The following is a 21,024-nucleotide window of genomic DNA, read 5'->3' on the forward strand; positions in this document are numbered from 1 at the left end:
CGGTCGGGAGTAGCAGTACGCCAGCCGCCGGGGCGCCGTGTCAAGCTCCGGGACGGCTCGGATCTAGAACGTTGCAGTTCTCTCCGACCAGTGCGTTCGCCCTTGGTCTACGATCGTCGGCGGAAGCAGACACCTCGGCGGGGCACGCCCCTCGACCGAGTCACACACCTCGACCAGGGAGGCCGGCGGTGCCAGCGACCCCCGCGGTCCCGGACGGAAAGCGGCCGACCCTCGCCGACGTGGCGGCCCGGGCCGGTGTGTCCACGGCGCTGGTCTCCATCGTGATGCGCGAGGCCAAGGGTGCCAGCGCGGCCACCCGCGAGCGGGTGCTCGAGGCGGCGCGGGAGATCGGCTACCGGCCGGACTCCCGGGCCCGGTTGCTGCGCAGCAGCCGCTCGCGTCTGCTCGGGGTGCAGTTCGGTCTCCAGCATCCCTTCCACACCGACCTCGTGGAGGGCATCTACACCGCGGCCGAGTCCGCCGGCTACCAGGTCGCCCTCAGCGCCGTCGCCCCCAGCCGCAGTGAGCGGCAGGCGGTGGACACGCTGCTCGGCGACCGCTGCGAGGCCCTGATCCTGCTCGGTCCGCAGGCCCCTGCCGCACGGCTGGCCGAGCTGTCGGCCCACCTGCCGGTGGTCTCCGTGGTACGGCGGCTGCGGCCACCCGCCGCCGGTGTGGACGTCGTACGCACCGCGGACGACGAGGGTGCCCGCCAGGCCGTCGACCATCTGGTGGCCCTCGGACATCGCGACATCGCCCACGTCGACGGCGGAAAGGCACCGGGCGCCGCCGACCGGCGCCGTGGCTACCGCACCGCCATGAACCGCCACGGTCTCGCCGACCGTGCGCGCGTTCTGCCCGGCGGCCTGACCGAGGAGGACGGTGCCACGGCCGCCCGCGCCCTCCTCGACGCGCGGCCGCGGCCCACCGCCGTGCTCGCCTTCAACGACCGCTGCGCCACGGGCGTACTCGACGCGTTCCTCCGCGCCCGGGTGCCCGTTCCCGACGAGATCTCCGTGGTCGGCTTCGACAACAGCCACCTCGCCCGCCTCGCCCACATCGACCTCACCACCGTCGGCCAGGACGCCTCCCGCCTCGCCGAACTCGCCGTCGGACGGGCCGTCGCAAGGCTGGAGGGCGAGGAACGGTCCGGCACGGAGACCGTCATCGCCCCGCACCTCGTGACACGCGGCACCACGGCGGCACCACCGGACAGCGTCCAGCCGGGGGTACGTGGCTGAGAGGCCGCGTCGCTCGTACCTGGTGAAGCAACCGAGCCGGTCGTACCTGGTGAAGTGCCTGAACGCATCGGTCAGGAATCGAGAAGCGCTGCCCTCGGGCCGCGGCTAGCGTGACCGGCATGTGCTTCACGAGTCAGCCAGGATTCCCGCCGCGCGACGACACGAACGCGTCCCCGGGCGCGTCCCCGGCCTCCCCTCACGACACGACCGATTCAGGAGTGACCATGACCGGCTCTGCCGCACAGGGAGTCACGACCGTGCCGGACGCCGAGGCGAAGCCGGCCGAGGCGACCGCCGCCCCCCGCTCCCGCGCCCGGCGTCGTCGCGACACCGAGCACCGGCTCGCCCGCGACGTCGATCTGTGGGTGGCGAGTGCTTCGGCGGACGGTACGCCGTACCTCGTACCGCTCTCCTTCGACTGGGACGGTGAAGCCCTACTGGTGGCCACGCCTACGAAGAGCCCCACCGGAAGGAACCTGGCCGCCACCCGGACCGTTCGGCTGAGTCTTGGCCCGACCCGGGACGTGGTCATGATCGATGGCGAGGTCGAGGTCCTGGAGATCGACGAGCTGCCGAAGGAGAGGGGTGACCGGTTCGCCGCGCACACCGAATTCGATCCGCGGACGCTGGCCACGCCGTATCGCTGGTTCCGGATCTCTCCGCGCCGCATCCAGGCCTGGCGTGAAGTGAACGAACTGGACGACCGCGAGCTGATGCGCGACGGCCGCTGGTCGGTCTGACGCCTCGGCCGGGCGAGGGCCGGGACACCCCGGCCGGCACCGCCCATCAGGAATGACAGCGTCCCGTTGCCGCGACCGGCGCCGACGAAGTAGAACCAGACATGCTGCTCGAAGCCGGTCTGATCGATCGAGCCAGGCGACGCCGACGGAGAACCGCGGGAGCGGGCCCGTCCCACGGAGGGAGACACGATGAGCAGGATCACGAGGACGGACGCGCAGTCGCCTGCGACGCACGATGCCGACAGCCACGACATGATCCGCGTGCACGGGGCGCGCGAGAACAATCTCAAGGACGTCAGCATCGAGATCCCCAAGCGGCGGCTGACGGTGTTCACCGGTGTCTCCGGCTCGGGCAAGAGCTCCCTGGTGTTCGACACGATCGCGGCGGAGTCGAAACGGCTGATCAACGAGACGTACAGCGCCTTCCTTCAGGGCTTCATGCCGACGATGGCGCGGCCGGAGGTGGACGTACTCGACGGGCTGACGACCGCGATCACCGTCGACCAGCAGCGGATGGGCGGCGACCCCCGCTCCACGGTCGGTACCGCCACCGACGCCAACGCGATGCTGCGCATCCTCTTCAGCCGGCTCGGCAAACCCCACATCGGACCGCCCAGCGCGTACTCCTTCAACACCGCGTCGGTCAGGGCGAGCGGCGGGATCACCGTCGAGCGCGGTGCCGACAAGACCAAGACCGTGAAGGCGACCTTCAACCGCACCGGCGGCATGTGTACACGCTGCGAGGGCCGGGGCAAGGTCTCCGACATCGACCTCACCCAGCTCTACGACGACTCCAAGTCGCTCGCCGAGGGCGCGTTCACCATCCCCGGCTGGAAGTCGGACAGCCAGTGGACCGTGCAGGTCTACGCCCAGTCCGGCTTCGTCGACCCGGACAAGCCGATCCGCAGTTTCACCAAGAAGGAGATGCAGGCCTTCCTCTACGGCGAGCCGACCAAGGTGAAGGTCAACGGCGTCAACCTCACCTACGAGGGGCTGATCCCCAAGATCCAGAAGTCGTTCCTGTCCAAGGACAAGGAAGCGATGCAGCCGCACATCCGGGCCTTCGTGGAGCGGGCGGTCACCTTCGCCACCTGCCCCGAGTGCGACGGCACCCGGCTGACCGAGGGGGCCCGGTCGTCGAAGATCAACCGGAAGAGCATCGCCGACGCCTGCGCGATGGAGATCAGGGACCTGGCCGAATGGGTCCGTGGCGTCAAGGAGCCTTCGGTGGCGCCGCTGCTCACCGCGCTCCAGCAGACCCTGGACTCGTTCGTGCAGATCGGCCTCGGTTATCTCTCGCTCGACCGGGCGTCGGGCACGTTGTCCGGCGGTGAGGCGCAGCGCGTCAAGATGATCCGCCACCTCGGCTCCTCGCTCACCGATGTCACCTACGTCTTCGACGAGCCCACCGCGGGCCTGCACCCGCACGACATCCAGCGGATGAACAACCTGCTGCTGCAGTTGCGGGACAAGGGCAACACCGTGCTGGTCGTCGAGCACAAGCCGGAGGTGATCGCGATCGCCGACCATGTCGTCGACCTCGGCCCCGGCGCCGGAACGGCGGGCGGCACCGTCTGCTTCGAGGGCACCGTCGAAGGGCTGAAGGCCGGCGACACCATCACCGGACGCCACCTCGACGACCGGGCCTCCCTCAAGGAGGAGGTGCGCAAGTCCACCGGTGCGCTGGAGATCCGCGGCGCGACGGCGAACAACCTGCAAGGCGTCGACGTCGACATCCCGCTCGGGGTGCTCAGCGTCATCACGGGCGTCGCAGGGTCCGGCAAGAGCTCGCTCGTGCACGGGTCGGTGCCCACCGGCGAGGGTGTGGTGTCGATCGACCAGAGCCCGATCCGCGGCTCGCGGCGCAGCAACCCGGCGACGTACACCGGACTGCTCGACCCGATCCGCAAGGCGTTCGCGAAGGCCAACGACGTGAAGCCCGCGCTGTTCAGCGCCAACTCCGAGGGTGCCTGCCCCACCTGCAACGGCGCCGGAGTCATCTACAGCGACCTGGGAATCATGGCCGGCACCTCCACCACCTGCGAGGACTGCGGCGGGAAGCGGTTCGACGCGTCGGTGCTGGAGTACCGCCTCGGCGGGCGCGACATCAGCGAGGTGCTGGCGATGCCGGTGACCGAGGCCGAGGAGTTCTTCGGCAGCGGCGAGGCGCACACGCCGGCCGCGCACCGGATCCTCCAGCGGCTCGCCGACGTCGGGCTCGGCTATCTCACCATCGGCCAGCCGCTCACCACGCTGTCCGGCGGCGAGCGGCAGCGGCTCAAGCTGGCCACCCACATGGGAGACAAGGGCGGCGTGTACGTACTGGACGAGCCGACCACCGGTCTCCACCTCGCCGACGTCGAGCAGTTGCTCGGTCTGCTCGACCGGCTCGTCGACTCCGGCAAGTCGGTCATCGTCATCGAGCACCACCAGGCGGTCATGGCGCACGCGGACTGGATCATCGACCTCGGTCCGGGCGCAGGTCATGACGGCGGCAAGATCGTGTTCGAGGGCACTCCCGCCGACCTCGTCGCCGCCCGTTCCACCCTCACCGGCGAGCACCTGGCGGCGTACGTCGGCGCTTGATCGCCTATCTTGACGCGTATGCAGTCCTACACGATCGGCCAGGCAGCGCGGCTGCTCGGAGTCAGTCCGGACACCGCCCGGCGGTGGGCGGACGCGGGCCGGGTGGCCACGCACCGGGACGAGGGCGGGCGGCGCCTCATCGACGGGCGGGACCTGGCCGCCTTCTCCGTCGAGCTGGCGAAGAGCGGCAGCGAGGAGGACGTCTCGTACACCTCCGTCCGCAACGCCTTTCCCGGCATCGTCACCGCCGTGAAGCTCGGCGACGTCGCGGCCCAGGTGGAGATCCAGGCCGGGCCGCACCGGCTGGTGTCGTTGCTGACCCGGGAGGCCGTCGAGGAGCTGGGACTTGAGGTCGGGGTGGAGGCCACCGCCCGGGTGAAGTCGACGAACGTGCACATCGACCGCGCCTGAGGGGAACGGGGGTGGCCTCCGCCGGTCACAACTCGGCCGGGAGGCCGGTCACTTGGTGACCGGGTACCAGTGCGCGGTCACTTGCTGACCGAGTACGAGTGCGCGCCCGTTCCCGCCAGTGCGCCCAGGCCAGGACCACCTCGCCCTCCGGGGCGAGGCCCTCGTACCGTCTCCCCGCCGCACGATCGGGACGTGCAGTTCGTGTTCGAGGCGGCGGATCGCGGCGGACAGCGACGGCTGGGAGACGTAGCAGGCGGCCGCCGCGCGGGCGAAGTGGCGCTCGCGGGCGAGGGCGACCAGGTATTCCAGCTGGCGCAGTTGCATGCGTGACCTCCGCGGGAGGGGGCTGCGTGCCCGGGGGTGCCGGTGTGCCGACGTACAGCATGGGCCGGACGGCGCGCCTCCGGGGCGGCTGCTGTCACATGCCGGGCGGTGTCACGTCCACGGGGTGTAGCCGCCGTCCACGCGGATCGTGTCGATGCCGCTGATGTGCCGGGCGCCGCAGCGGTCCTGGGGCAGGACGAGTTGGGGTCCCTCGCTGTCGAGCTGGGTGTCGTCGATGCCGACCGCGAGCAGGACCGGCGCACGGCCGAAGTCGGGGTCGATCTCGGCCCAGGACAGCAGCGCGTGGTGGCCGTCCCTGCTGGACACGGCGATGAGGAAGCGCAGCCGGTCCTTGCGGCGGGCGGGGTCGAAGGCGGGGCCGGCGGCCGTCAGTACGTCGTGCAGGAGCGGTCCGGTGAAGCGGTGGTGCCGGATACCGCTGGTGGCGCGCTCGAAGCTGACCTCGGCCTCGTGCTGCGGCCAGGCGAGCAGTTCGGGCACCGTCATCCGGGCCGGGCGGTCCAGATCACCGGCGAGCACCAGTTCCGCCACGGGGCCGGCGGCTGTGCGGGCAGCTGCGAGGGACTGACTCACGGGCCACCACCTCCCGCATGACCGTACCCGGACACCCGCCTCACGCAAACGCACATGCCACCCATTCAGGTAGCGGTTCCAGTGGATGCAAAGGAAAGCACGATCTGATCCTTGCATTTGCGGAACGCCGATCGGTGCATGCGCACCTGCTGGATCGGGACGCCGCCGGACTCGGCAGCCCTTGTCAGTCGTCTTCGGGTTCCAGCTCGAACGTGAAGTAGACGCTCAGGGTGTAGGGCTCGTCCTCGTCGTACGCGAAGTCCCATGAGACATCGAGCAGGAAGACCTGGTTCTCCCCCACCCACTCCTGGGCCTTCCCGAAGGCTTCCGCGGCGGTTGTGGCGGGGAACAGCTTCCTGGCTATGGGATGCACCTGGCTCTCGGCATCCGAGTCGTCGAACCCCTCCGGAACGTCCAGGCAGAGGTTGGGATCGAGCTCCATGGACTGCGCCCTTTCAGTCGACTGCTGGTACACGTGGACGGAGGCTGATCATGACCCTGATCCTCCGAACACGACGCCGGGTAAGACGACCGCATCCCCGGAAGGGTTGCTTCGCAGGGCGCCGGCGGTATGGCGCAAGTCACAACGAGCCGCGGTATCGAGAGGAGGAGCAGGAGCGTCCTCTCCCCCACGGGGATCATGCGCCGTCCTGCGGACGAAGCCGACGGACGTGCGGCCGGTACGCCACAACGCATGGTCGGAGACAGGGGGAACCGACGTTGCGCCGCGGATACAAGTGGGTCGACCGCGAACTGTCCCGGATGGACCCGGAAACCGACTGGGAGCGGATGGTCTCGCTCTATGTCGGCCACCGCGTCCCGGAGTTCGCCCTGGCGATGATGGTCTATCCGGGCACGATGCGCATGATGCAGCAGGGTTTCGGGGCCGCCACGCTGGCCCACACCTCGAAGCTGGAGACGAGGCCCCACCGGCGTTTCCAGGACGGCAACGACTTCCTGATGGCCTGGATGGTGGACGGCCTGTCCAGTACGGCGGGCCGCGGGGCCGCCGCGCGGCTGAACCGTATCCACCTGGCAATCGCCCGAAGAACCCCGCACTTACCCGGCAACTTCGACGACACCGACGACTTCGTCTATCCGCTGGTGCTGCTGGCCACGTTCGGCGACCGTCTCCAGACCTCGCTGGGCCTGCCCGGCACGAGCGAACCCATGAGGACCGCCTGGCACCGATGGGCGCAGGAGCTCTTCCGCCTCCTGGAACGCGAGTCCGGCCCACTGTCCGACGAGGCGTTTCCCGCGGACTGGGACGCGATGACCTCGTTCGCCGTCGAGTTCGAGTCCAGGCCGTACGAGCCGACGGAGTCCGGCCATCGCGTGGCGACCGCGATGATGGACTTCTTCGCGGAGCGCTGGTTCCCCGCCCCCTTACGGTCGTTCGGCAGGGACGTGACCCGCTACCTCGCGGGCGAGCGGGTCTGCCGGCTCCATCGCATCGGCTGGATCGGCCCCCGCCGCGAGCGTCTCGTCCGCGTCTTCCTGAAGTCCGCGTTCCGCGCCCAGCGCCTGCTGCCGGACTCCCGCACACCGCTTCCGGTACGCCTCCGCCGGAACCGGCGCACCAACGCACAGCTCAAGGAACTTGAGCCGTACCGGGTCCCGAGCGGCAACGGAACCGCGCCGGTGGAGCCGAGATACAGAGATACGGCGTCGGTCGCACGCAGCACCGCCGACGGCCCTCTCTGACGCGCGAGCGCTACAGAAGGTAATGCCACTTGGTCATGCGGTCCTTCAGGTCGACGGTCGGCCCGTCCAGGGTGAAGGTTCCGTCTCCGCGGTGGTGGAACAGCTGCGGTTGGGGCTGTGAGGGGTCGGTCCACGCCCTGACGGGTTCGAGGACGAAGAGGCTGTAGTCGGCCACGAGGCTGGTGTCGGCGACCCTGCACTCGATGTTGGCGAAGCATTCGGCCACGAGCGGTGCCTGGACCTGCTCACCGGTCACGGCGGTCAGGTCGAACTCCTCGAACTTGTCCACGTCGGCGCCCGAGCAGTTGCCGATGTCGACCACGGTGCCGGCCAGGTCCGCCGTCGGGACCGAGACGACGCACTCGCCGGTCTCGACCAGCGCCTGATAGCTGTGGTCCCAGGGGCCGATGGTGCACGCGATCAGCGGCGGGGCGTGGCGCACCATCATGTTGAACCCGTTGGTCATCACGTTCGGGATGCCGCGATGCCTGGTGGTGACCAGGATGACGGGGCCGGGTTCGATGAGCCGGTGAACCTGGTCCAGGGGGTGGGGCTGCAGGTCCTTCACGGTGATCATGTCTGCTCCTGCGCCGTGCGATCCGGGCGCCGGCATCCCGGCCGGCGCACTGTCTGTCGCATCGAGTGTCGGCAGACGGGCACACCGCGATGAAGGCCACGTTGTTCCTGGGTGCGGGAGGACCAGCCTCGCCCCCGGCTCACATGATCCCGTTCCCCGCCGCTACTGCTCCTTGCCTGCGAGGTCGGCCACGGGCGCGGCTGCCTGGGCCTGCGTCGACCCGGTCGCCGTGGCCTGCGTCGACCCGGTCGCCGTGGCCTCCGTCGGCTCGGCGGGCGTGGCCTGTTTCGGCGCGATTGCCATGGCCCTCAGCGTCTCGAAGGCGGCCGCCGTCGGACTGGCCGGTTCGGCCTGGTAGACCACCAGTTGCTGGTGCGGGGCCCCGTTGACCGTGAAGGCCGCGAACTTGATGTTCAGGTCTCCGACCTCAGGATGCTTGAGGTGCTTGCCTTCCTGGGACTTGCCCTTGACCTCGTGCATCTTCCAGAGCGCGGCGAACTCCTCGCTCTGGGCCGACAGTTCCGCCACCACCTCGGCGATACGGGCCGATTCGGGATCGTGGCCGTAGGCGGCCCTGATCTCGGCGACGCAGGAGTGCGCGGCCCGCTCCCATTCCTGGTAGAACTCGCGCCCCGCCGGGTCGATGAACACCATGCGGGCGAGGTTGTCGAAGTGGTCGAATCCGCTGTGGAGAGCCGTGGCGAGGGAGTTGCCCGCCATGATGTCGAGGGCCGGACCGACCACGAAGGCCGGAGTGTGCTCCCACCCGTCCATCAGCTGCAACAGCTGCTGGCTGACCTCCGCCTCGCCCCAGTCGCGCGGGCGCTGCGAGGCGGTGAGGCAGAGGCGGTTGAGATGGTCGGCGGCTTCCGCGTCCAGTTTCAGCGCGAGTGCCACGGCCTCGACCACCTGCGCGGAGGGGCTGCTTTCACGCCCCTGTTCCAGCCTGATGTAGTAGTCGGAGCTGACTCCCGCGAGTAGCGCGACTTCCTCTCTGCGCAGTCCCGGCACCCGACGTCGCCCGTATTCGGGAAGACCGACATCGTGCGGCTTCAGGGCTTCTCGACGGGCTCTGAGGAAATCACCCAAAGGTGTCCCATTGCTCATGCGGCAAGCCTAGATGGTTTCCGGTCGATCAGAAGTCCTGATTGCGCAATATGACGTCGGGCGACAGGAACGCATACGCAGAGTAGCCACGGGGTGAAGCGCGCCCGCAATCCTGGGTGTAACGCACCCACCGTCCGCACACCATTTCCGGGCGTTCTCCGCCTAGCCTCGAAAGCATGGACAACGACACGCGCCCCGACCTGGTTGAAGGGCTGGGTCAGTTTCTCCGGTCCCACCGGGAACGCCTCACCCCCGCGGACGCGGGGCTGCCCGGCGCCGGACGACGACGGGTGCCCGGACTGCGGCGCGACGAGGTCGCGGCGCTCGCGGGTGTCAGCCTGAGCTACTACAGCCGGCTGGAGCAGGGCCGTGAACTCAGCCCCTCCCCGCGGGTCCTGGAGGCCATGGCCCGCGTGCTGCGCCTCGGGGAGGAGGACAAGAAGGAACTCTTCCGGCTGGGCCGGCCGGCAACCCGTCGCACGAAGTCCCCCTTCCGGGTCGAGCGTGTCCGCCCGCACCTGCGGCAACTGATCGAAGGCTGGACCAGGACACCGGCCTTCGTCATCGGTCACGCCCAGGACCTGCTGGCGACCAACGCACTGGCCGACGCCCTCTATCGTGACTTCGCGCAGCACGACAACGTACTGCGCATGCTCTTCCTGGACCCCGCGGCGAAGACCTTCTACCGGAACGCGGAACGGGCCAAGAACCGCGCGGTCGCCGACCTTCAGCAGACCGCCGCGAGCACCCCCGAGGATCCCCGCATCCTGCAGCTCGTCGGTGAACTGTCCGTGCGCAGCGGGGAGTTCCGCTCCCTGTGGGCACGCGAGTACACGCGGGTCCCGCCGTACGAGGTCAAGCAGATGTACCACTCCGGCGTGGGGGACCTGGAGTTGAGGCACGAGGCCCTCAACATCCGCAGCGCTCCGGGACAGCAGCTCGTCATCCTGCAGGCAGAGCCTGGTTCCCCCTCCGAGGACCGTCTGTCCCTGCTGGGTTCCATCAGCGCGCCCGAAGTACCCCACCAGGGGAATCCCGCACAGGGCGCCTGAGCCACGTTCGCCTCCTCTTCCTAGGTATGGGACTCCCAGGAAAAGCACGGCCTTCATCGCGCCTCGGCCCATGGGCAGACTCGAATACGTCAACAGGAAATCCCCGAAAAGGGGAAACGCCGAAAGAGGTTTTTCCCATGGCTACGTGGTTTGTCACCGGCGCCTCCCGCGGAATCGGCGCTGAAATCGCTCGGGCCGCCCTGGCGGGCGGCAACAATGTCGTGGTCGCCGTACGGAACCCGGAGCGTGTGCCGGCCGATCTGAAGGATTCCGACCACGTATTCGCGGTCGCCCTGGACGTCACGGACAACGACAGCATCCCGCAGGCGGTCGACGCCGCCGTGGAGCGGTTCGGCGGCATCGACGTCCTGGTGAACAACGCGGGTCGCGGCCTGCTCGGCGCGCTGGAGGAGATCACCGACGCGGAGGCCCGGTCGCTGTTCGACCTCAACGTCTTCGGCCTGATCAACGTCACCCGCGCCGTGCTGCCCGTCATGCGGAAGCAGGGCTCGGGCAAGCTCGTGCACATCGGCTCTCGTTCGGGCTTCGAGGGCGAGCCCGGTGTCAGCCTGTACTGCGCGTCGAAGTTCGCGGTCGCCGGTATCAGCGAAGCGCTCTCCGCCGAAATGGCCCCGTTCGGAATTCAGTCGGTGGTCGTCGAGCCTGGTGTCTTCCGCACCGACTTCCTCGACTCCAGCTCGCTCTCCGTGGCGGCCAACCGCATCACCGACTACGACGACACCCCCGCGCACGTGACGCTGGACTGGATCGACCGGGCCAACCACGCCCAGCTCGGTGACCCCGTCAAGGGCGCCGCCCTCATCGTCGAGGTCGCCTCCGGCGAGAAGCTGCCCACGCACCTCTACCTGGGTCGCGACACCCTTGAGCGGCTCGACGTGAAGTACCAGCAGGTGCAGGACGACCTCGCCCCGTGGCGCGAGAAGTCCGCCGCCACCGCGCACGAGGACGCCGCCTGACGTATCGCCGTCTCCCCCGCCTTCGGCTCTCCCCACCTTCCGATCAAAGAGATTGAGATTTTGTGATGTCTGCTGCTCTGCTCACGGGCACCCCCCTGGCCGGTCGCGTCGCCGTCGTCTCCGGCGCCTCCAGCGGCATGGGTGCCCTCACCGCCGAACGCCTCGCGGAACTCGGCGCCACCGTGGTCGTGCTGGCCCGGCGCAAGGAGCGCCTCGACAGCCTGGTCAAGAACATCGAGGCCGCCGGCGGCACCGCGCTCGCCCTGGCCGTCGACGTCACCGACCGCGCCGCCGTCCAGACCGCCGCCGACCAGGTCGCCGCCCGCTTCGGCAAGGCCGACCTCGTCTTCAACAACGCCGGTGTCCAGCTCATCTCCGGCATCGAGGAGCTGAAGGTCGACGACTGGCAGCGCCAGATCGACCTCAACATCACCGGCCTGATGAACGTCATCGCCGCGTTCCTCCCCCACCTGACGGACTCCGCCGCCCAGGGCAGGCCCGCCGACCTGATCAACACCTCGTCCATCGCGGCCACCCGCATCCTGGCGAAGTTCTCCATCTACTCCGGCACCAAGGCGTACATCAGCCACCTCACCCGGCTGCTCCGCGTCGAGCTCGGTCCCAAGATGGTCCGCGTCGCCACCGTCGAGCCGGGCATGGTCGACACCGAACTGCCCGACCATGTCACCGACCCCGACGCGTCCAAGCTGATGGCCGACCTCATCCACGACATCGACGTTCTCCAGAGCGCCGACGTCGCCGAGACCGTCGCCTTCATGGCCGCCGTCCCGCGTCACGTCAACCTCACCGAGGTCACCATCCTGCCCACGGCCCAGGTCGTCTGAAGTCCGTCCCGTCATGGCGGGGGAGGAACAGCCGAGCGCTGTTCCTCCCCCGCCATGACGCGTCGGCGGACATGACGGTCCGGTCCGCACGACCGGGCGACCACCGGGCCACCGGGCCCCGGCGACCGCACCGTCTAAGCTCCGGGCCATGCGCGTATTGGTCTTGGAGGACGACCCCGAGCTGGGGCCCGTCGTCGCTGCTCAGCTGCGTGGTGCGGGGTTCGCGGTGGACCTCTCGCGGACTCTGGCGGAAGCGGATCTCAAGCTCTCGGTCAACAGCTACGACTGTGTCGTGGCCGACCGCTCGGTCCCGGACGGTGACTCGCTCACGCTGCTCGCCGCACACCGGCGGACGGGATCCGTACTGCCCTTTCTCCTCCTGACGGCACTGGACGCGGTGGGCGACCGGGTGGCCGGCTTCGAGCACGGGGCCGACGACTATCTGGTCAAGCCCTTCGCCTTCGCCGAACTGGTCGTACGGGTAAGGGCGTTGTGCCGCAGGGAGCAGCCCACGCGGCCACCGGTCCTGAGGGAGGGCGACCTGGAGGTCGATCTCCCACGGCGCCGTGTGTCCAGGGCCGGGGTGCTGCTCAGCCTGTCGGCCAAGGAGTTCGCGGTCCTTGAGCTGCTGATGCTGCGCGCGGGCGAGGTCGTCACGCGTACCGAGCTGATCGAGAGCTGCTGGGACGAGGCGAGTGAGCCGATGTCCAATGTGGTGGACGTCCTCATCGGTCAGTTGCGGCGACGGCTCGGGCCGCCCGATCCGATCGGGACGGTGCGTGGTGTCGGCTACCGACTGGGCGGAGCCGATCAGGAGCCGTCCGCCGAGGCGCGGGCGTGATCCGCCGCCGGCACGACGTGTCACCCAGGTCCCCCATGTCTCCCGCCGTGGCCCGGCTGCGGCGTACCCGTCGGCTGATGACGCTCCTGTTCGCCTCGGCGACCGCCGCCTGTCTGGTCGTACTCGCCGTTGTCGCCGTACGTATCGACTCCCAGTCCCGCCGGTCCGGGCTCGACCACGAGGTCGGCAGCCGTGCCGTCGGGCTGTCGCGGGCGGTCTGGTTCGACGCGGGAGTGCTCCATCTGGAGCCGCTGCGTGAGGACGAACTCGCCCGGAGCGCAGAGGTGTTGGCCGTTCTGCAGGCGGCGCCGGGAGAGTCGCCGTCGGTTCGGAACGTCGTTCCCGCGCGTTCGGCGCTGCCCGGTCGCGACCGGCTCGACGATGTCTGGCGGAGCGTCCTGGAGGAACAGGGGACCGTCGTCGTCAGCGCCCCTTCCGTGGACGGCGGGCGGCTGAAGTGGGCGGCGGCCCCGGTCTGGGACGGCGACCGGATCGGCGCGGCCGTGCTGGTCGGCACGGAGCTGGCGCGCAGCGAACGCGATCACGACGTCCTCGTTCGCTGGCTGGCCCTCGGCTGCACGGCTCTGGTCTGCTGCGCGGCGGCCGTCGGCCATCTGCTGTCCGGCCGGGCCATGCGTCCCGCCCTGCGCGGGCTGGCGCGGCAGGAACAGTTCCTGGCAGAAGCGGCACACGAGCTGCGTACGCCGCTGGCGACGTTGCGGCTCGTCGTGGAACGGGATTCCTCATCCGGTGCTTCAGGCTCTTCCGCGTCTTCCGACGAGGCCCTGCGGCTGGTGGACCGGCTGAGTCGGCTGGTCACCGGGCTGCTCGCCAGGGCCCGGCTGGAATCCGGTGCCCAGCGCGCCGAGCTGGTGCCCCTGCGCCTCGACCAGCTGGTGGAGACCACGGTCGAGGAGCTGCCGGACCACGAGAGCGTCACGGTCAGCACCGAGCCGGTGGTGGTGCTCGGGGACCCGGATCTGCTGGCCGAGGCGGTGCGGAACCTGGTGGCGAACGCTCAGCGGCACGGCGGCCCGGCCGGGTCACCGGTGGAGGTCACCGTCACGCCGGGCCTGGTCGCGGTCCGTGACCACGGGGCGGGCGTGCCGCCCGCGGACCGGGAGCGGGTCTTCGGCCGGGGTGTCACGGGGGGCTTCCTCGGGCGCGGGAGCCGACTCGCGATCGAGGGCCGCCACAGAAACGGGGGCCGCCTCGGGAACAGGGGCAGGCCTCGCCATCGTCCGCTGGGTCGCCGGACTGCATCACGGCACCGCCCGCCTCGCGGACGCTCCCGGCGGCGGCCTGCTCGCCGAACTGCGGCTGCCCACGGACGTGCCCCGGGCGTCCTCATCCTCATCTCATGAAGGTCCCGGCACCGTGGGCGCATGAACGTATTGCGCAGCCCCGCGCCGCTGGTCACCACCACCATCGCCGCAAGCCTCGGCGCCGTGCTCGTCGCCATGAACCTGTACAGCGGGGTCTCCACGCCGTCTGTTCCCGAGGTGGCCGTGCGGGTCGACCAGGTCGGCCATGTGAGCGGCGAGAAGAAGCAGGCCTACGTCATGGGGCCCTCGGCGGCACTCGCCGGAGCGCGCTTCAAGGTCGTCGACGCCAAGGACGAGGTGGTCGCGGCGGGCAGGCTCGGAGCCGTCACCGGCCGCTGGAACTCCAAGTACCCCGCGGTACGCACCGCCGACCTGTCCGCGCTGAACACGCCCGGCACCTACCGCATCGTCCTGACCAGCACCGCGACGGGCCGCTCGCCCTCCTTCCGCGTCGCAGGCGCCCGCGAGCTGATGCCCCCGCTCGTCCGGGACAACATCCGCTTCCTCCAGGCCCAGCGCGACGGATCCGACGTGATTCCCGCTGGCGCGCTTCCCGGGGGCGCCCTCAGGCACGGCCCCTCCCATCTGGCCGACGAGGACGCGACCGTCTACGCAGATCCGGAGTACGACGAGGAGGGCAACGAACTGCTCGACGAGCGGCTGACCCCGACCGGTGACCGGGCCGACGTCTCGGGCGGCTGGTTCGACGCGGGAGACTTCCTCAAGTTCACCGGCACCACCTCCTACTCGGTCGCCGAACTCCTGCTCGCCCAGCGGGACCTGCCGGACATGAAGGAGCTGTCCGCCGAGGCCACGCACGGGTTGGCCTGGCTGGACAGGATGTGGGACGAGGACAGCGAGACGCTCTGCGCCCAGGTCGGCATCGGCGCGGGCAACGAGAACATACGGACGGATCACGACGTGTGGCGGCTGCCCGAGGCAGACGACCGGCTCGACGTGTCCCCCGGTGACCCCGACTACACAATCAAGCACCGGCCGGTCTTCCGCGCGAACGACCCGGGCGAGCCGATCACCCCCAGTCTGGCGGGACGCATGGCCGCGGTCTTCGCCCTCGCCGCACAGCGCGCGGCCGCCACGGACCCGGACGAGGCGCAGGAGTGGCTGGACAAGGCCGCCGCCGTCTACGGCCTGGCCGACACCGACCCGGACCCCGACGAGCCGCTCTTCACCGCTTTCCCGAGCGCCTTCTGTCCCGAGGACTCCTGGCAGGACGACATGGAGTTCGCCGGAGCCGAACTGGCGCTGGCCGCAGAGAAGTTGGGCGACGACCGGGAGGGCGACTGGATGGCCGACTCGGCCCGCTGGGCCCGCGCCTACCTGGACTCCGACGCCAAGGGCACCCTCAACGTCGCGGACGTCAGCGCCCTGGCCCACGTCGACCTGGCCATCGCCTTGGACGGCACCCGGACGAACGGCATCGGGGACGAGGAGTTGTACGCCGACCTGCGCCGCCAGTTGGAGGACGGTGTCGATCGCGCCGGGCACGACCCGTTCGGCGCCGGTGCCGTCTACGACGACTTCGACGCCGTACCGCACACCTTCGGGCTGGTGGCCACCGCCCGCCTGTACGCCAGGGCCACCGGGGACACCCGCTACGCGGCCTTTGCCGGGCGGCAGCGGGGCTGGGCCCTCGGTGCCAACGCCTGGGGCACCAGCTTCGTGATCGGTGCGGGTGAGGTCTACCCGCACTGCCCGGAACACCAGTTGGCCAACCTCCGCGGCAGCCATGACGGAAAGGGCGCCATCCTGCGAGGTGCGGTGGTCAACGGCCCCAACGAGGCTTCGAAACTGGAGGAGTTGAACGGCTTCCCGACCATGAGGAAGTGCACGGCCGCCCCGCCGACAGGAGCCTGGACCGACTTCGACGGCAAGGGCGCGCGGTACGTGGACGACGTGGGCGCCTGGCAGACCGTGGAACCCGCCCTTGACTTCACCACGACGGCGCTGCTGGCCTTCACCCTGACCGCACAGGCCGACAGCCGGTAGCCGGTGTACGGCAGGAGGCAGCCAGTAGCCGGCAGACGGTAGCCTCTGAGCCTCCTCAAGTCACTTGGCATACACGGATCATGACGGCCAGGCTGTCCCCATGACAGGAATCATGGGACTGAGCAAGAAGAACAACTTCGTGCTGACCGTCAGGGACGCGGACGTGGTCGCCGCGGCCCTGCGCCAGGCACTGGCCGAGGCCTCGCCGGAGGAGCGCCCGGGCCTGGAACGCGCCGCCGCACTCGTTGAGTCCACCGCCGCCGCCACCGAGACCCAGCTGCGCGCCCGCTGGGTCCGCTCCCGGCTGGCCGACACCGGCTTCACCGGGGACATCACCTCGGTCGAGGCGGTGAAGGCACTGCGCCAGGCGGAGCCCCAGCTGAGCCTGCTGGCGGCGGTGCAGCTGCAGAAGGACGCTGAGGCCCACCCGGAGTGATCCGGCAGCCCCCGAACACGCGGGGAGACGAGGGCTGCCGGAGGCGTCGTACAGCTCAGAGTGTGAGGCAGGTCGTACCACTCAGGGTGCGAGGCGGGTCGCACCTCTCAGGACGTGAGGTAGCAGGACTTGCTCACGCCCGGCAGCGGATCGGTGCCGAACGCCGCCGTCGTGCAACCGGTGCCGCCGGTGAACGACTTGTACAGGAAGCTGCCCCGTGCGCCGTAGGCGACGGTCCGCTGTCCGCTGAAGGCGCATGTGCCGCCTTCGGCGGAGCAGGCCGTGGCGTAGCCGGGCGGGCCGCCGGTGGCGGTGTAGCAGGACTTCGACTCCCCGGAGATCGGGTCGCCGAACGTGGCGTCGGTGCAGGGGGTGTTACCGGTGGCCGTGGCGGTGGCGAACGCGCCGAAGGCTCCGTACATCACCGGCTGGCCGGCGGCGGCCGGACAAGTGCCGTTCTGGTCGGCGCACTTGGTCCAGCCACCGGGTGGTCCCCCGGCCGGCGGCAGATAGCAGGACTTGGCGACGCCGTCGATGGGATCGCCGAAGTGGGCGTTGGTGCAGGCGACGGAGCCGTTGGTGACCTGGTGGGCGAAGTTGCCGTTGGCGCCGTACGCCACGTCGCGGTTGTAGCCGGGAACGGAGCAGTTGGCGCCCTCGGCCGCGCAGACGGTGTAGCCGGGCGGGCCGCCCGCGTCGGCGACGTAGCAGGACTTGACGAGATCCGAGGCGGGGTCGCCGCCGAAGGCGGTGTTGGTGCACGCGGTGCTGTCGGTCACCGTCTTGTACCTGTACGTTCCGGCCCCGTAGGCCACCGAGCGGGTGCCGCTGAAGGAGCATGTACCGCCCTCGCCCGCGCACCGGGTGAAGCCCGCACGCAGGGCGCCGGTTCCCGGCTCGGCGGGCGGAGCGGGATTGCCCAGACCGGTGGCGGTCACGGTGTAGCCGCCCGGGGCGACACCCGTGAGGTAGGCGTACGTGTCGTCCTGGGTGCCACCCGTGATTCCGGAGGTGGGTGTGAAGGTTCCGTTGCGCCAGACGACGCTGCCGTTCACGGACACCGTGACGTTGCCGCCGCCGAACTTCGGGACTCCGATACGGCCGGTGGTGCCGGACGGGCTGGTGAGGTGCGCCGAGTAGGTGCCGGCGGCGGGGTCACGGGACCAGTTCGCGTTGACGGCACCCTGGGGCATGGTGATGCGACCCTCCGCGCTGGTCAGATCGCCGGGGTGCGGGACGAAGCGGTACGCGCCGGTGGCCGACTCCGGTGCGGTGCCGAGCACGTCGAAGGTGAGCGTTGAGGTCGGCGCGCTGGACCAGCCGTGGGCCAGGCTCATGAACGAACCGCCGTACGCGAGGCCGCCGTCGGCCTTGATGCCCTCCCAGAAGGTGCTCTTGGTACCGATGTCGCTGTTCAGCATGTGGCCCCAGGTGCGGCGAATCTGGTCCAGGGCGCCGTGGTCGTCATTGGCGGTGAAGCGGGCGTTCAGCTCCATGCCGCCCACGAACGGCGAGACGTTGCCGCCCCACTCGGGGGTGGTCGGACCGTAGGTGCCCCAGCGTGTGCCGAGCCCCGCGATGACGCTCTTCGACTTGGCCGCGGAGTCGGTGAGCCCGTACCAGACGGCGAGCGAGTTGCCGTCCTGCGGGTACAGGCCGCTGGTCGGGTTGTCCTTGTACATCCCCTTCGAGGCGTCCCACAGACGGGAGTTGGCCGCGGTCTTGAGGGCGGTCGCCCTGCTGTTCCAGCTCGCGGCGAGGGCGCTGTCGCCCTCGACCGTGGCCAGGGTGGCGCCGCCCCGGAGCGCGGCGTACAGCAGCGCGTTGGCGGAGATGTTCTCGCCGCCCTGGCCGGACCGGGCCCAGTCCTGCGTGCGGGTCACGTTGAGCAGGTTGCTGCTGCCGATCTTGTTGATGATGAAGGCCATCCCACGCTTGTAGTCGGCCCATTGGGAGTCCAGCCACGCCCGGTCGGCCGTGTACGTGTAGTACGTCGACGTGCCCAGCAGCGTCCAGGTGTGGTAGGTGTCCGAGCCCTTGAGGTTGAACGGCGGTCCCGACCAGGGGATTTCACCCTCGGCGGACTGCGCGTCGAACATCGTGGTGAGCGCGTTGCGGGTCGAGGTGAGGTCGCCCGAGTACGCGTACTGGCTGGGTACGGCGATGCCGAGGTCGCCGGGCCACACCGTGCGGTCGCGCTTGGCCCCGTCGACCAGGATGGAGTCACCCACCCCGACGGTGGCGCCGTTGTCCCACTCCGAGGCCGGCGGGGGCCAGGCACGGCCCTGGTTCGAGGCGATCGTGTTGAGCTGCACGGTGTACGCCCCTGCGTACCAGATGCGGTTGAGCAGTTCGTCGTTGGAGTGGAAGTAGTTGGCGTAGTCGGCCGGGTTGCTCTTCCCCGGAGCCGCCGTGAAGTCGAGGCTCACGCCCTTGAGGTCCACCCAGCCCGAGGTGTCGAGGAAGACGGTGAGGTAGCGGAAGCCGCCCCGCTGCTTCGCGGTGGGCACCGTGTAGCTGCCGTTGGCGGAGGCCGTGGCGTACAGGGCCCCGTCCTCGCCGTCGCGGCCGCTGCTCCGGTCGCTGTTGTTGCCCACGTACAGCGACGACTCGCTGTACGCCAGGCCGACCCGTTGACCGCCACTGCTGGTACCGCCGAAGGACAACGTTGTCACACCGCCGACCTCTTTGCCGAAGTCGAGCGTGATGGCCGACTGCGAGCCGGAGATCCTCGTCGGCTGCCCGCTGAGGACGTTCTGCGGGTCCGCGACGCTGCCGGACGTCCTGTGGACGGCGGTCGGCTTGAGGGTGCGTGAGGTCGGCGAGTAGTTCAGGGGGTCAACGGCGGCTCTGGGCGCGGCGGTTGGGGCTTTCGCCGTCGCCACGGACGCGGGAGCGGATGCGTCGGCGGACGGCGCGGGAGCCACGGTCAGCGCGAAGGCCACGACCACGGCGAGGCCAACCAGGCTTCCCGGAAAGGGTGTTCGGTGGAGCAGGAGACGGCGGCGCCGCATGAGTACCTCCCGGATCGATGCGGAAACAAGTAGCCTGAATCGATTCAAATCGATCGCCCACGAAGGTCTGGGACTCATGGAACAGTGGGTCTGCGAGGCGCCTCGCCGAAGTTGCACCGATGATGGGTGCCCGCAAATGGACTGTCAACCCATCGCGCCCCTCCTGAACTCGACTGAAAACGCAGCCCCTTGAGACATTGACAGGGACTCGCCAAAACGATTCACTGCCCTGGGATAGGTATGGACCAGTGCTCGTTTTCTGGTCGGCGGGGTGAGGCTGCCGGACGAGCGTGGCACTGGTACGGGGCCGGTGGCGGCCCCGGCCGGATCGGCCGGCGGGCCCGGGTCGGCGCCTTCGGAGGGCTGGTCGCCGCCGCGGGCTGGCCAGCGGGGCCGGCAGCTGACGGCACTCAGGGCTTCAGCCCGGGTGGGAGTGTGCGTTCGGGGCGTCGATGCCGCTCGCCGTTCACTGGCTGGGCCGGACACTGGTCGCGCATGCCCGCGCACTGGGCGACCCACGGCCAGGAGGGACCGTCTCAGAAGGGACCGTTGCGGGAGGAACCCCCGCCGGTGCCGCCGCATACGAAACCGGTGCGCAAGGTGGGTGCCATACACCCGGGTAAACGGCGGCCTGGTTCCGTTCCGTGGCCGCGACCAGGCTGGCCGTAGGCAGCCGCAAGGAACTGCCGCCCCGCCTCGGCCGGCGTGAACGCGCTCGACGCAATCCACAGGCCGACGGAACCACTCACCTGAGGAGCTGGCGATGAGCGACATCGGCACGAACACGGTCACGGACACCGTCACCTGGAACAGCAAGGCCTTCGACGAGATCGTCTCGAACGACGCGGGACGTCCCGTCCTGTTCACCAACGCCCGGGTCCTGACGATGGACCCGCTGATCGGGACCATGACCGGCGCCGACGTCCTGCTCGTGGGCGCCCTGCTCGTGGGCGTCGGCCCCGGCATCATCACCGCGGCACAGGACGACAACGCCATCGTCGTCGACTGCACGGGCATGACCGTCGTACCGGCCGTCGTGGACACCGTCGCCCTGGTCGGCGGACGCGGCCACCGCTCGGAGTACGTCGCGACGCTGACGCCGGGCAACGCCGGCGACCTGCTCGTCGTGCCGGACGAGTTCGCCGCCGACGTGGCGAGCGCACAGGCCACCCTCCTGACCCGCCCGGACCAGGTCCGCGCGCTGGTCGCGGCCGGCAAGCCCGCCCTGTGCGCCGGCCCCGAC

The 21,024-nt window shown here is 69.9% G+C and carries 17 protein-coding genes and 2 pseudogenes; 13 read left to right on the forward strand and 6 right to left on the reverse strand.

The window, feature by feature from the left end:
* Nucleotides 1-188: 188 nt before the first annotated feature.
* The 4 genes from O3Q52_RS07785 (at nucleotide 189) to O3Q52_RS07800 (ending at nucleotide 4,978) form a co-directional block, all read left to right on the forward strand.
* Nucleotides 189-1,241, forward strand: coding sequence for a LacI family DNA-binding transcriptional regulator (locus O3Q52_RS07785; protein ID WP_269648067.1), 1,053 nt, complete (start codon nucleotides 189-191; stop codon nucleotides 1,239-1,241).
* Nucleotides 1,242-1,465: 224 nt separating this feature from the next.
* Entirely contained in the window at nucleotides 1,466-1,981 is a 516-nt protein-coding gene (locus O3Q52_RS07790) for a pyridoxamine 5'-phosphate oxidase family protein (protein WP_269648068.1), read from the forward strand.
* A 189-nt stretch (nucleotides 1,982-2,170) separates the two neighbouring features.
* Nucleotides 2,171-4,567, forward strand: coding sequence for an excinuclease ABC subunit UvrA (locus tag O3Q52_RS07795; RefSeq protein WP_269648069.1), 2,397 nt, complete (start codon nucleotides 2,171-2,173; stop codon nucleotides 4,565-4,567).
* 18 nt (nucleotides 4,568-4,585) lie between these two features.
* Complete coding sequence (locus tag O3Q52_RS07800) at nucleotides 4,586-4,978, forward strand: molybdopterin-binding protein (RefSeq protein ID WP_269648070.1); 393 nt, start codon at nucleotides 4,586-4,588, stop codon at nucleotides 4,976-4,978.
* Nucleotides 4,979-5,099: 121 nt separating this feature from the next.
* Here O3Q52_RS07800 and O3Q52_RS07805 read toward each other — a convergent pair.
* The 3 genes and pseudogenes from O3Q52_RS07805 to O3Q52_RS07815 all read right to left on the reverse strand — a co-directional run.
* Nucleotides 5,100-5,302 (reverse strand): annotated as a pseudogene (locus O3Q52_RS07805) (LysR family transcriptional regulator); the annotation flags it as partial.
* 111 nt (nucleotides 5,303-5,413) lie between these two features.
* Nucleotides 5,414-5,896: a hypothetical protein gene (locus tag O3Q52_RS07810; protein ID WP_269648071.1), complete on the reverse strand. Its 483-nt coding sequence runs from the start codon at nucleotides 5,894-5,896 to the stop codon at nucleotides 5,414-5,416.
* A 184-nt stretch (nucleotides 5,897-6,080) separates the two neighbouring features.
* A complete protein-coding gene (locus O3Q52_RS07815; RefSeq protein ID WP_269648072.1) occupies nucleotides 6,081-6,338 on the reverse strand; it encodes a hypothetical protein in 258 nt (85 codons plus the stop codon).
* Nucleotides 6,339-6,616: 278 nt separating this feature from the next.
* Between O3Q52_RS07815 and O3Q52_RS07820 the strand changes: the two genes are divergently transcribed.
* Nucleotides 6,617-7,600 carry a DUF2236 domain-containing protein gene (locus tag O3Q52_RS07820; RefSeq protein ID WP_269648073.1) on the forward strand — a complete coding sequence of 328 codons (984 nt, stop codon included), beginning with the start codon at nucleotides 6,617-6,619 and terminating at the stop codon, nucleotides 7,598-7,600.
* Nucleotides 7,601-7,610: 10 nt separating this feature from the next.
* Here the strand turns inward: O3Q52_RS07820 and O3Q52_RS07825 are convergent, their stop codons facing one another.
* Both O3Q52_RS07825 and O3Q52_RS07830 read right to left on the reverse strand, forming a co-directional pair.
* Nucleotides 7,611-8,177, reverse strand: coding sequence for a flavin reductase family protein (locus O3Q52_RS07825; protein WP_269648074.1), 567 nt, complete (start codon nucleotides 8,175-8,177; stop codon nucleotides 7,611-7,613).
* Between the two features lie 162 nt (nucleotides 8,178-8,339).
* On the reverse strand, nucleotides 8,340-9,284 hold the full coding sequence (locus tag O3Q52_RS07830; RefSeq protein ID WP_269648075.1) for a helix-turn-helix transcriptional regulator: 945 nt from the start codon (nucleotides 9,282-9,284) through the stop codon (nucleotides 8,340-8,342).
* A gap of 176 nt (nucleotides 9,285-9,460) precedes the next feature.
* Between O3Q52_RS07830 and O3Q52_RS07835 the strand changes: the two genes are divergently transcribed.
* The 7 genes from O3Q52_RS07835 (at nucleotide 9,461) to O3Q52_RS07865 (ending at nucleotide 16,767) form a co-directional block, all read left to right on the forward strand.
* On the forward strand, nucleotides 9,461-10,336 hold the full coding sequence (locus O3Q52_RS07835; protein ID WP_269648076.1) for a helix-turn-helix transcriptional regulator: 876 nt from the start codon (nucleotides 9,461-9,463) through the stop codon (nucleotides 10,334-10,336).
* Nucleotides 10,337-10,473: 137 nt separating this feature from the next.
* On the forward strand, nucleotides 10,474-11,313 hold the full coding sequence (locus O3Q52_RS07840; RefSeq protein WP_269648077.1) for an SDR family NAD(P)-dependent oxidoreductase: 840 nt from the start codon (nucleotides 10,474-10,476) through the stop codon (nucleotides 11,311-11,313).
* A 62-nt stretch (nucleotides 11,314-11,375) separates the two neighbouring features.
* A complete protein-coding gene (locus O3Q52_RS07845; RefSeq protein ID WP_269648078.1) occupies nucleotides 11,376-12,158 on the forward strand; it encodes an SDR family oxidoreductase in 783 nt (260 codons plus the stop codon).
* Nucleotides 12,159-12,306: 148 nt separating this feature from the next.
* Complete coding sequence (locus O3Q52_RS07850) at nucleotides 12,307-12,999, forward strand: response regulator transcription factor (protein ID WP_269648079.1); 693 nt, start codon at nucleotides 12,307-12,309, stop codon at nucleotides 12,997-12,999.
* Nucleotides 13,000-13,034: 35 nt separating this feature from the next.
* Nucleotides 13,035-14,363, forward strand: a complete 1,329-nt coding sequence (locus O3Q52_RS07855) for a HAMP domain-containing sensor histidine kinase (RefSeq protein ID WP_269648080.1) — start codon at nucleotides 13,035-13,037, stop codon at nucleotides 14,361-14,363.
* 21 nt (nucleotides 14,364-14,384) lie between these two features.
* Entirely contained in the window at nucleotides 14,385-16,331 is a 1,947-nt protein-coding gene (locus tag O3Q52_RS07860; protein ID WP_269648081.1) for a glycoside hydrolase family 9 protein, read from the forward strand.
* 100 nt (nucleotides 16,332-16,431) lie between these two features.
* On the forward strand, nucleotides 16,432-16,767 hold the full coding sequence (locus O3Q52_RS07865; RefSeq protein WP_055613571.1) for a hypothetical protein: 336 nt from the start codon (nucleotides 16,432-16,434) through the stop codon (nucleotides 16,765-16,767).
* A gap of 107 nt (nucleotides 16,768-16,874) precedes the next feature.
* On the opposite strand, the gene O3Q52_RS07870 is transcribed toward O3Q52_RS07865, so the two are convergent.
* Nucleotides 16,875-19,781: a trehalase family glycosidase gene (locus O3Q52_RS07870; RefSeq protein WP_269648082.1), complete on the reverse strand. Its 2,907-nt coding sequence runs from the start codon at nucleotides 19,779-19,781 to the stop codon at nucleotides 16,875-16,877.
* Between the two features lie 763 nt (nucleotides 19,782-20,544).
* Between O3Q52_RS07870 and O3Q52_RS07875 the strand changes: the two are divergent.
* A pseudogene (locus O3Q52_RS07875) lies at nucleotides 20,545-21,024 on the forward strand (amidohydrolase); the annotation flags it as partial.

It is taken from the genome of Streptomyces sp. ActVer (assembly GCF_027270795.1).
Classification (GTDB): Bacteria; Actinomycetota; Actinomycetes; order Streptomycetales; family Streptomycetaceae; genus Streptomyces; species Streptomyces umbrinus_A.

What these genes read in the sequence shown, in the direction of transcription:
- O3Q52_RS07790 (WP_269648068.1), top strand. Translation starts at nt 1,466, where the DNA reads ATGACCGGCTCTGCCGCACAGGGAGTCACGACCGTGCCGGACGCCGAG.
- O3Q52_RS07795 (WP_269648069.1), top strand. Translation starts at nt 2,171, where the DNA reads ATGAGCAGGATCACGAGGACGGACGCGCAGTCGCCTGCGACGCACGAT.
- O3Q52_RS07800 (WP_269648070.1), top strand. Translation starts at nt 4,586, where the DNA reads ATGCAGTCCTACACGATCGGCCAGGCAGCGCGGCTGCTCGGAGTCAGT.
- O3Q52_RS07815 (WP_269648072.1), bottom strand. Translation starts at nt 6,338, where the DNA reads ATGGAGCTCGATCCCAACCTCTGCCTGGACGTTCCGGAGGGGTTCGAC.
- O3Q52_RS07825 (WP_269648074.1), bottom strand. Translation starts at nt 8,177, where the DNA reads ATGATCACCGTGAAGGACCTGCAGCCCCACCCCCTGGACCAGGTTCAC.
- O3Q52_RS07830 (WP_269648075.1), bottom strand. Translation starts at nt 9,284, where the DNA reads ATGAGCAATGGGACACCTTTGGGTGATTTCCTCAGAGCCCGTCGAGAA.
- O3Q52_RS07835 (WP_269648076.1), top strand. Translation starts at nt 9,461, where the DNA reads ATGGACAACGACACGCGCCCCGACCTGGTTGAAGGGCTGGGTCAGTTT.
- O3Q52_RS07840 (WP_269648077.1), top strand. Translation starts at nt 10,474, where the DNA reads ATGGCTACGTGGTTTGTCACCGGCGCCTCCCGCGGAATCGGCGCTGAA.
- O3Q52_RS07850 (WP_269648079.1), top strand. Translation starts at nt 12,307, where the DNA reads ATGCGCGTATTGGTCTTGGAGGACGACCCCGAGCTGGGGCCCGTCGTC.
- O3Q52_RS07855 (WP_269648080.1), top strand. Translation starts at nt 13,035, where the DNA reads ATGTCTCCCGCCGTGGCCCGGCTGCGGCGTACCCGTCGGCTGATGACG.
- O3Q52_RS07860 (WP_269648081.1), top strand. Translation starts at nt 14,385, where the DNA reads ATGAACGTATTGCGCAGCCCCGCGCCGCTGGTCACCACCACCATCGCC.
- O3Q52_RS07865 (WP_055613571.1), top strand. Translation starts at nt 16,432, where the DNA reads ATGACAGGAATCATGGGACTGAGCAAGAAGAACAACTTCGTGCTGACC.
- O3Q52_RS07870 (WP_269648082.1), bottom strand. Translation starts at nt 19,781, where the DNA reads ATGCGGCGCCGCCGTCTCCTGCTCCACCGAACACCCTTTCCGGGAAGC.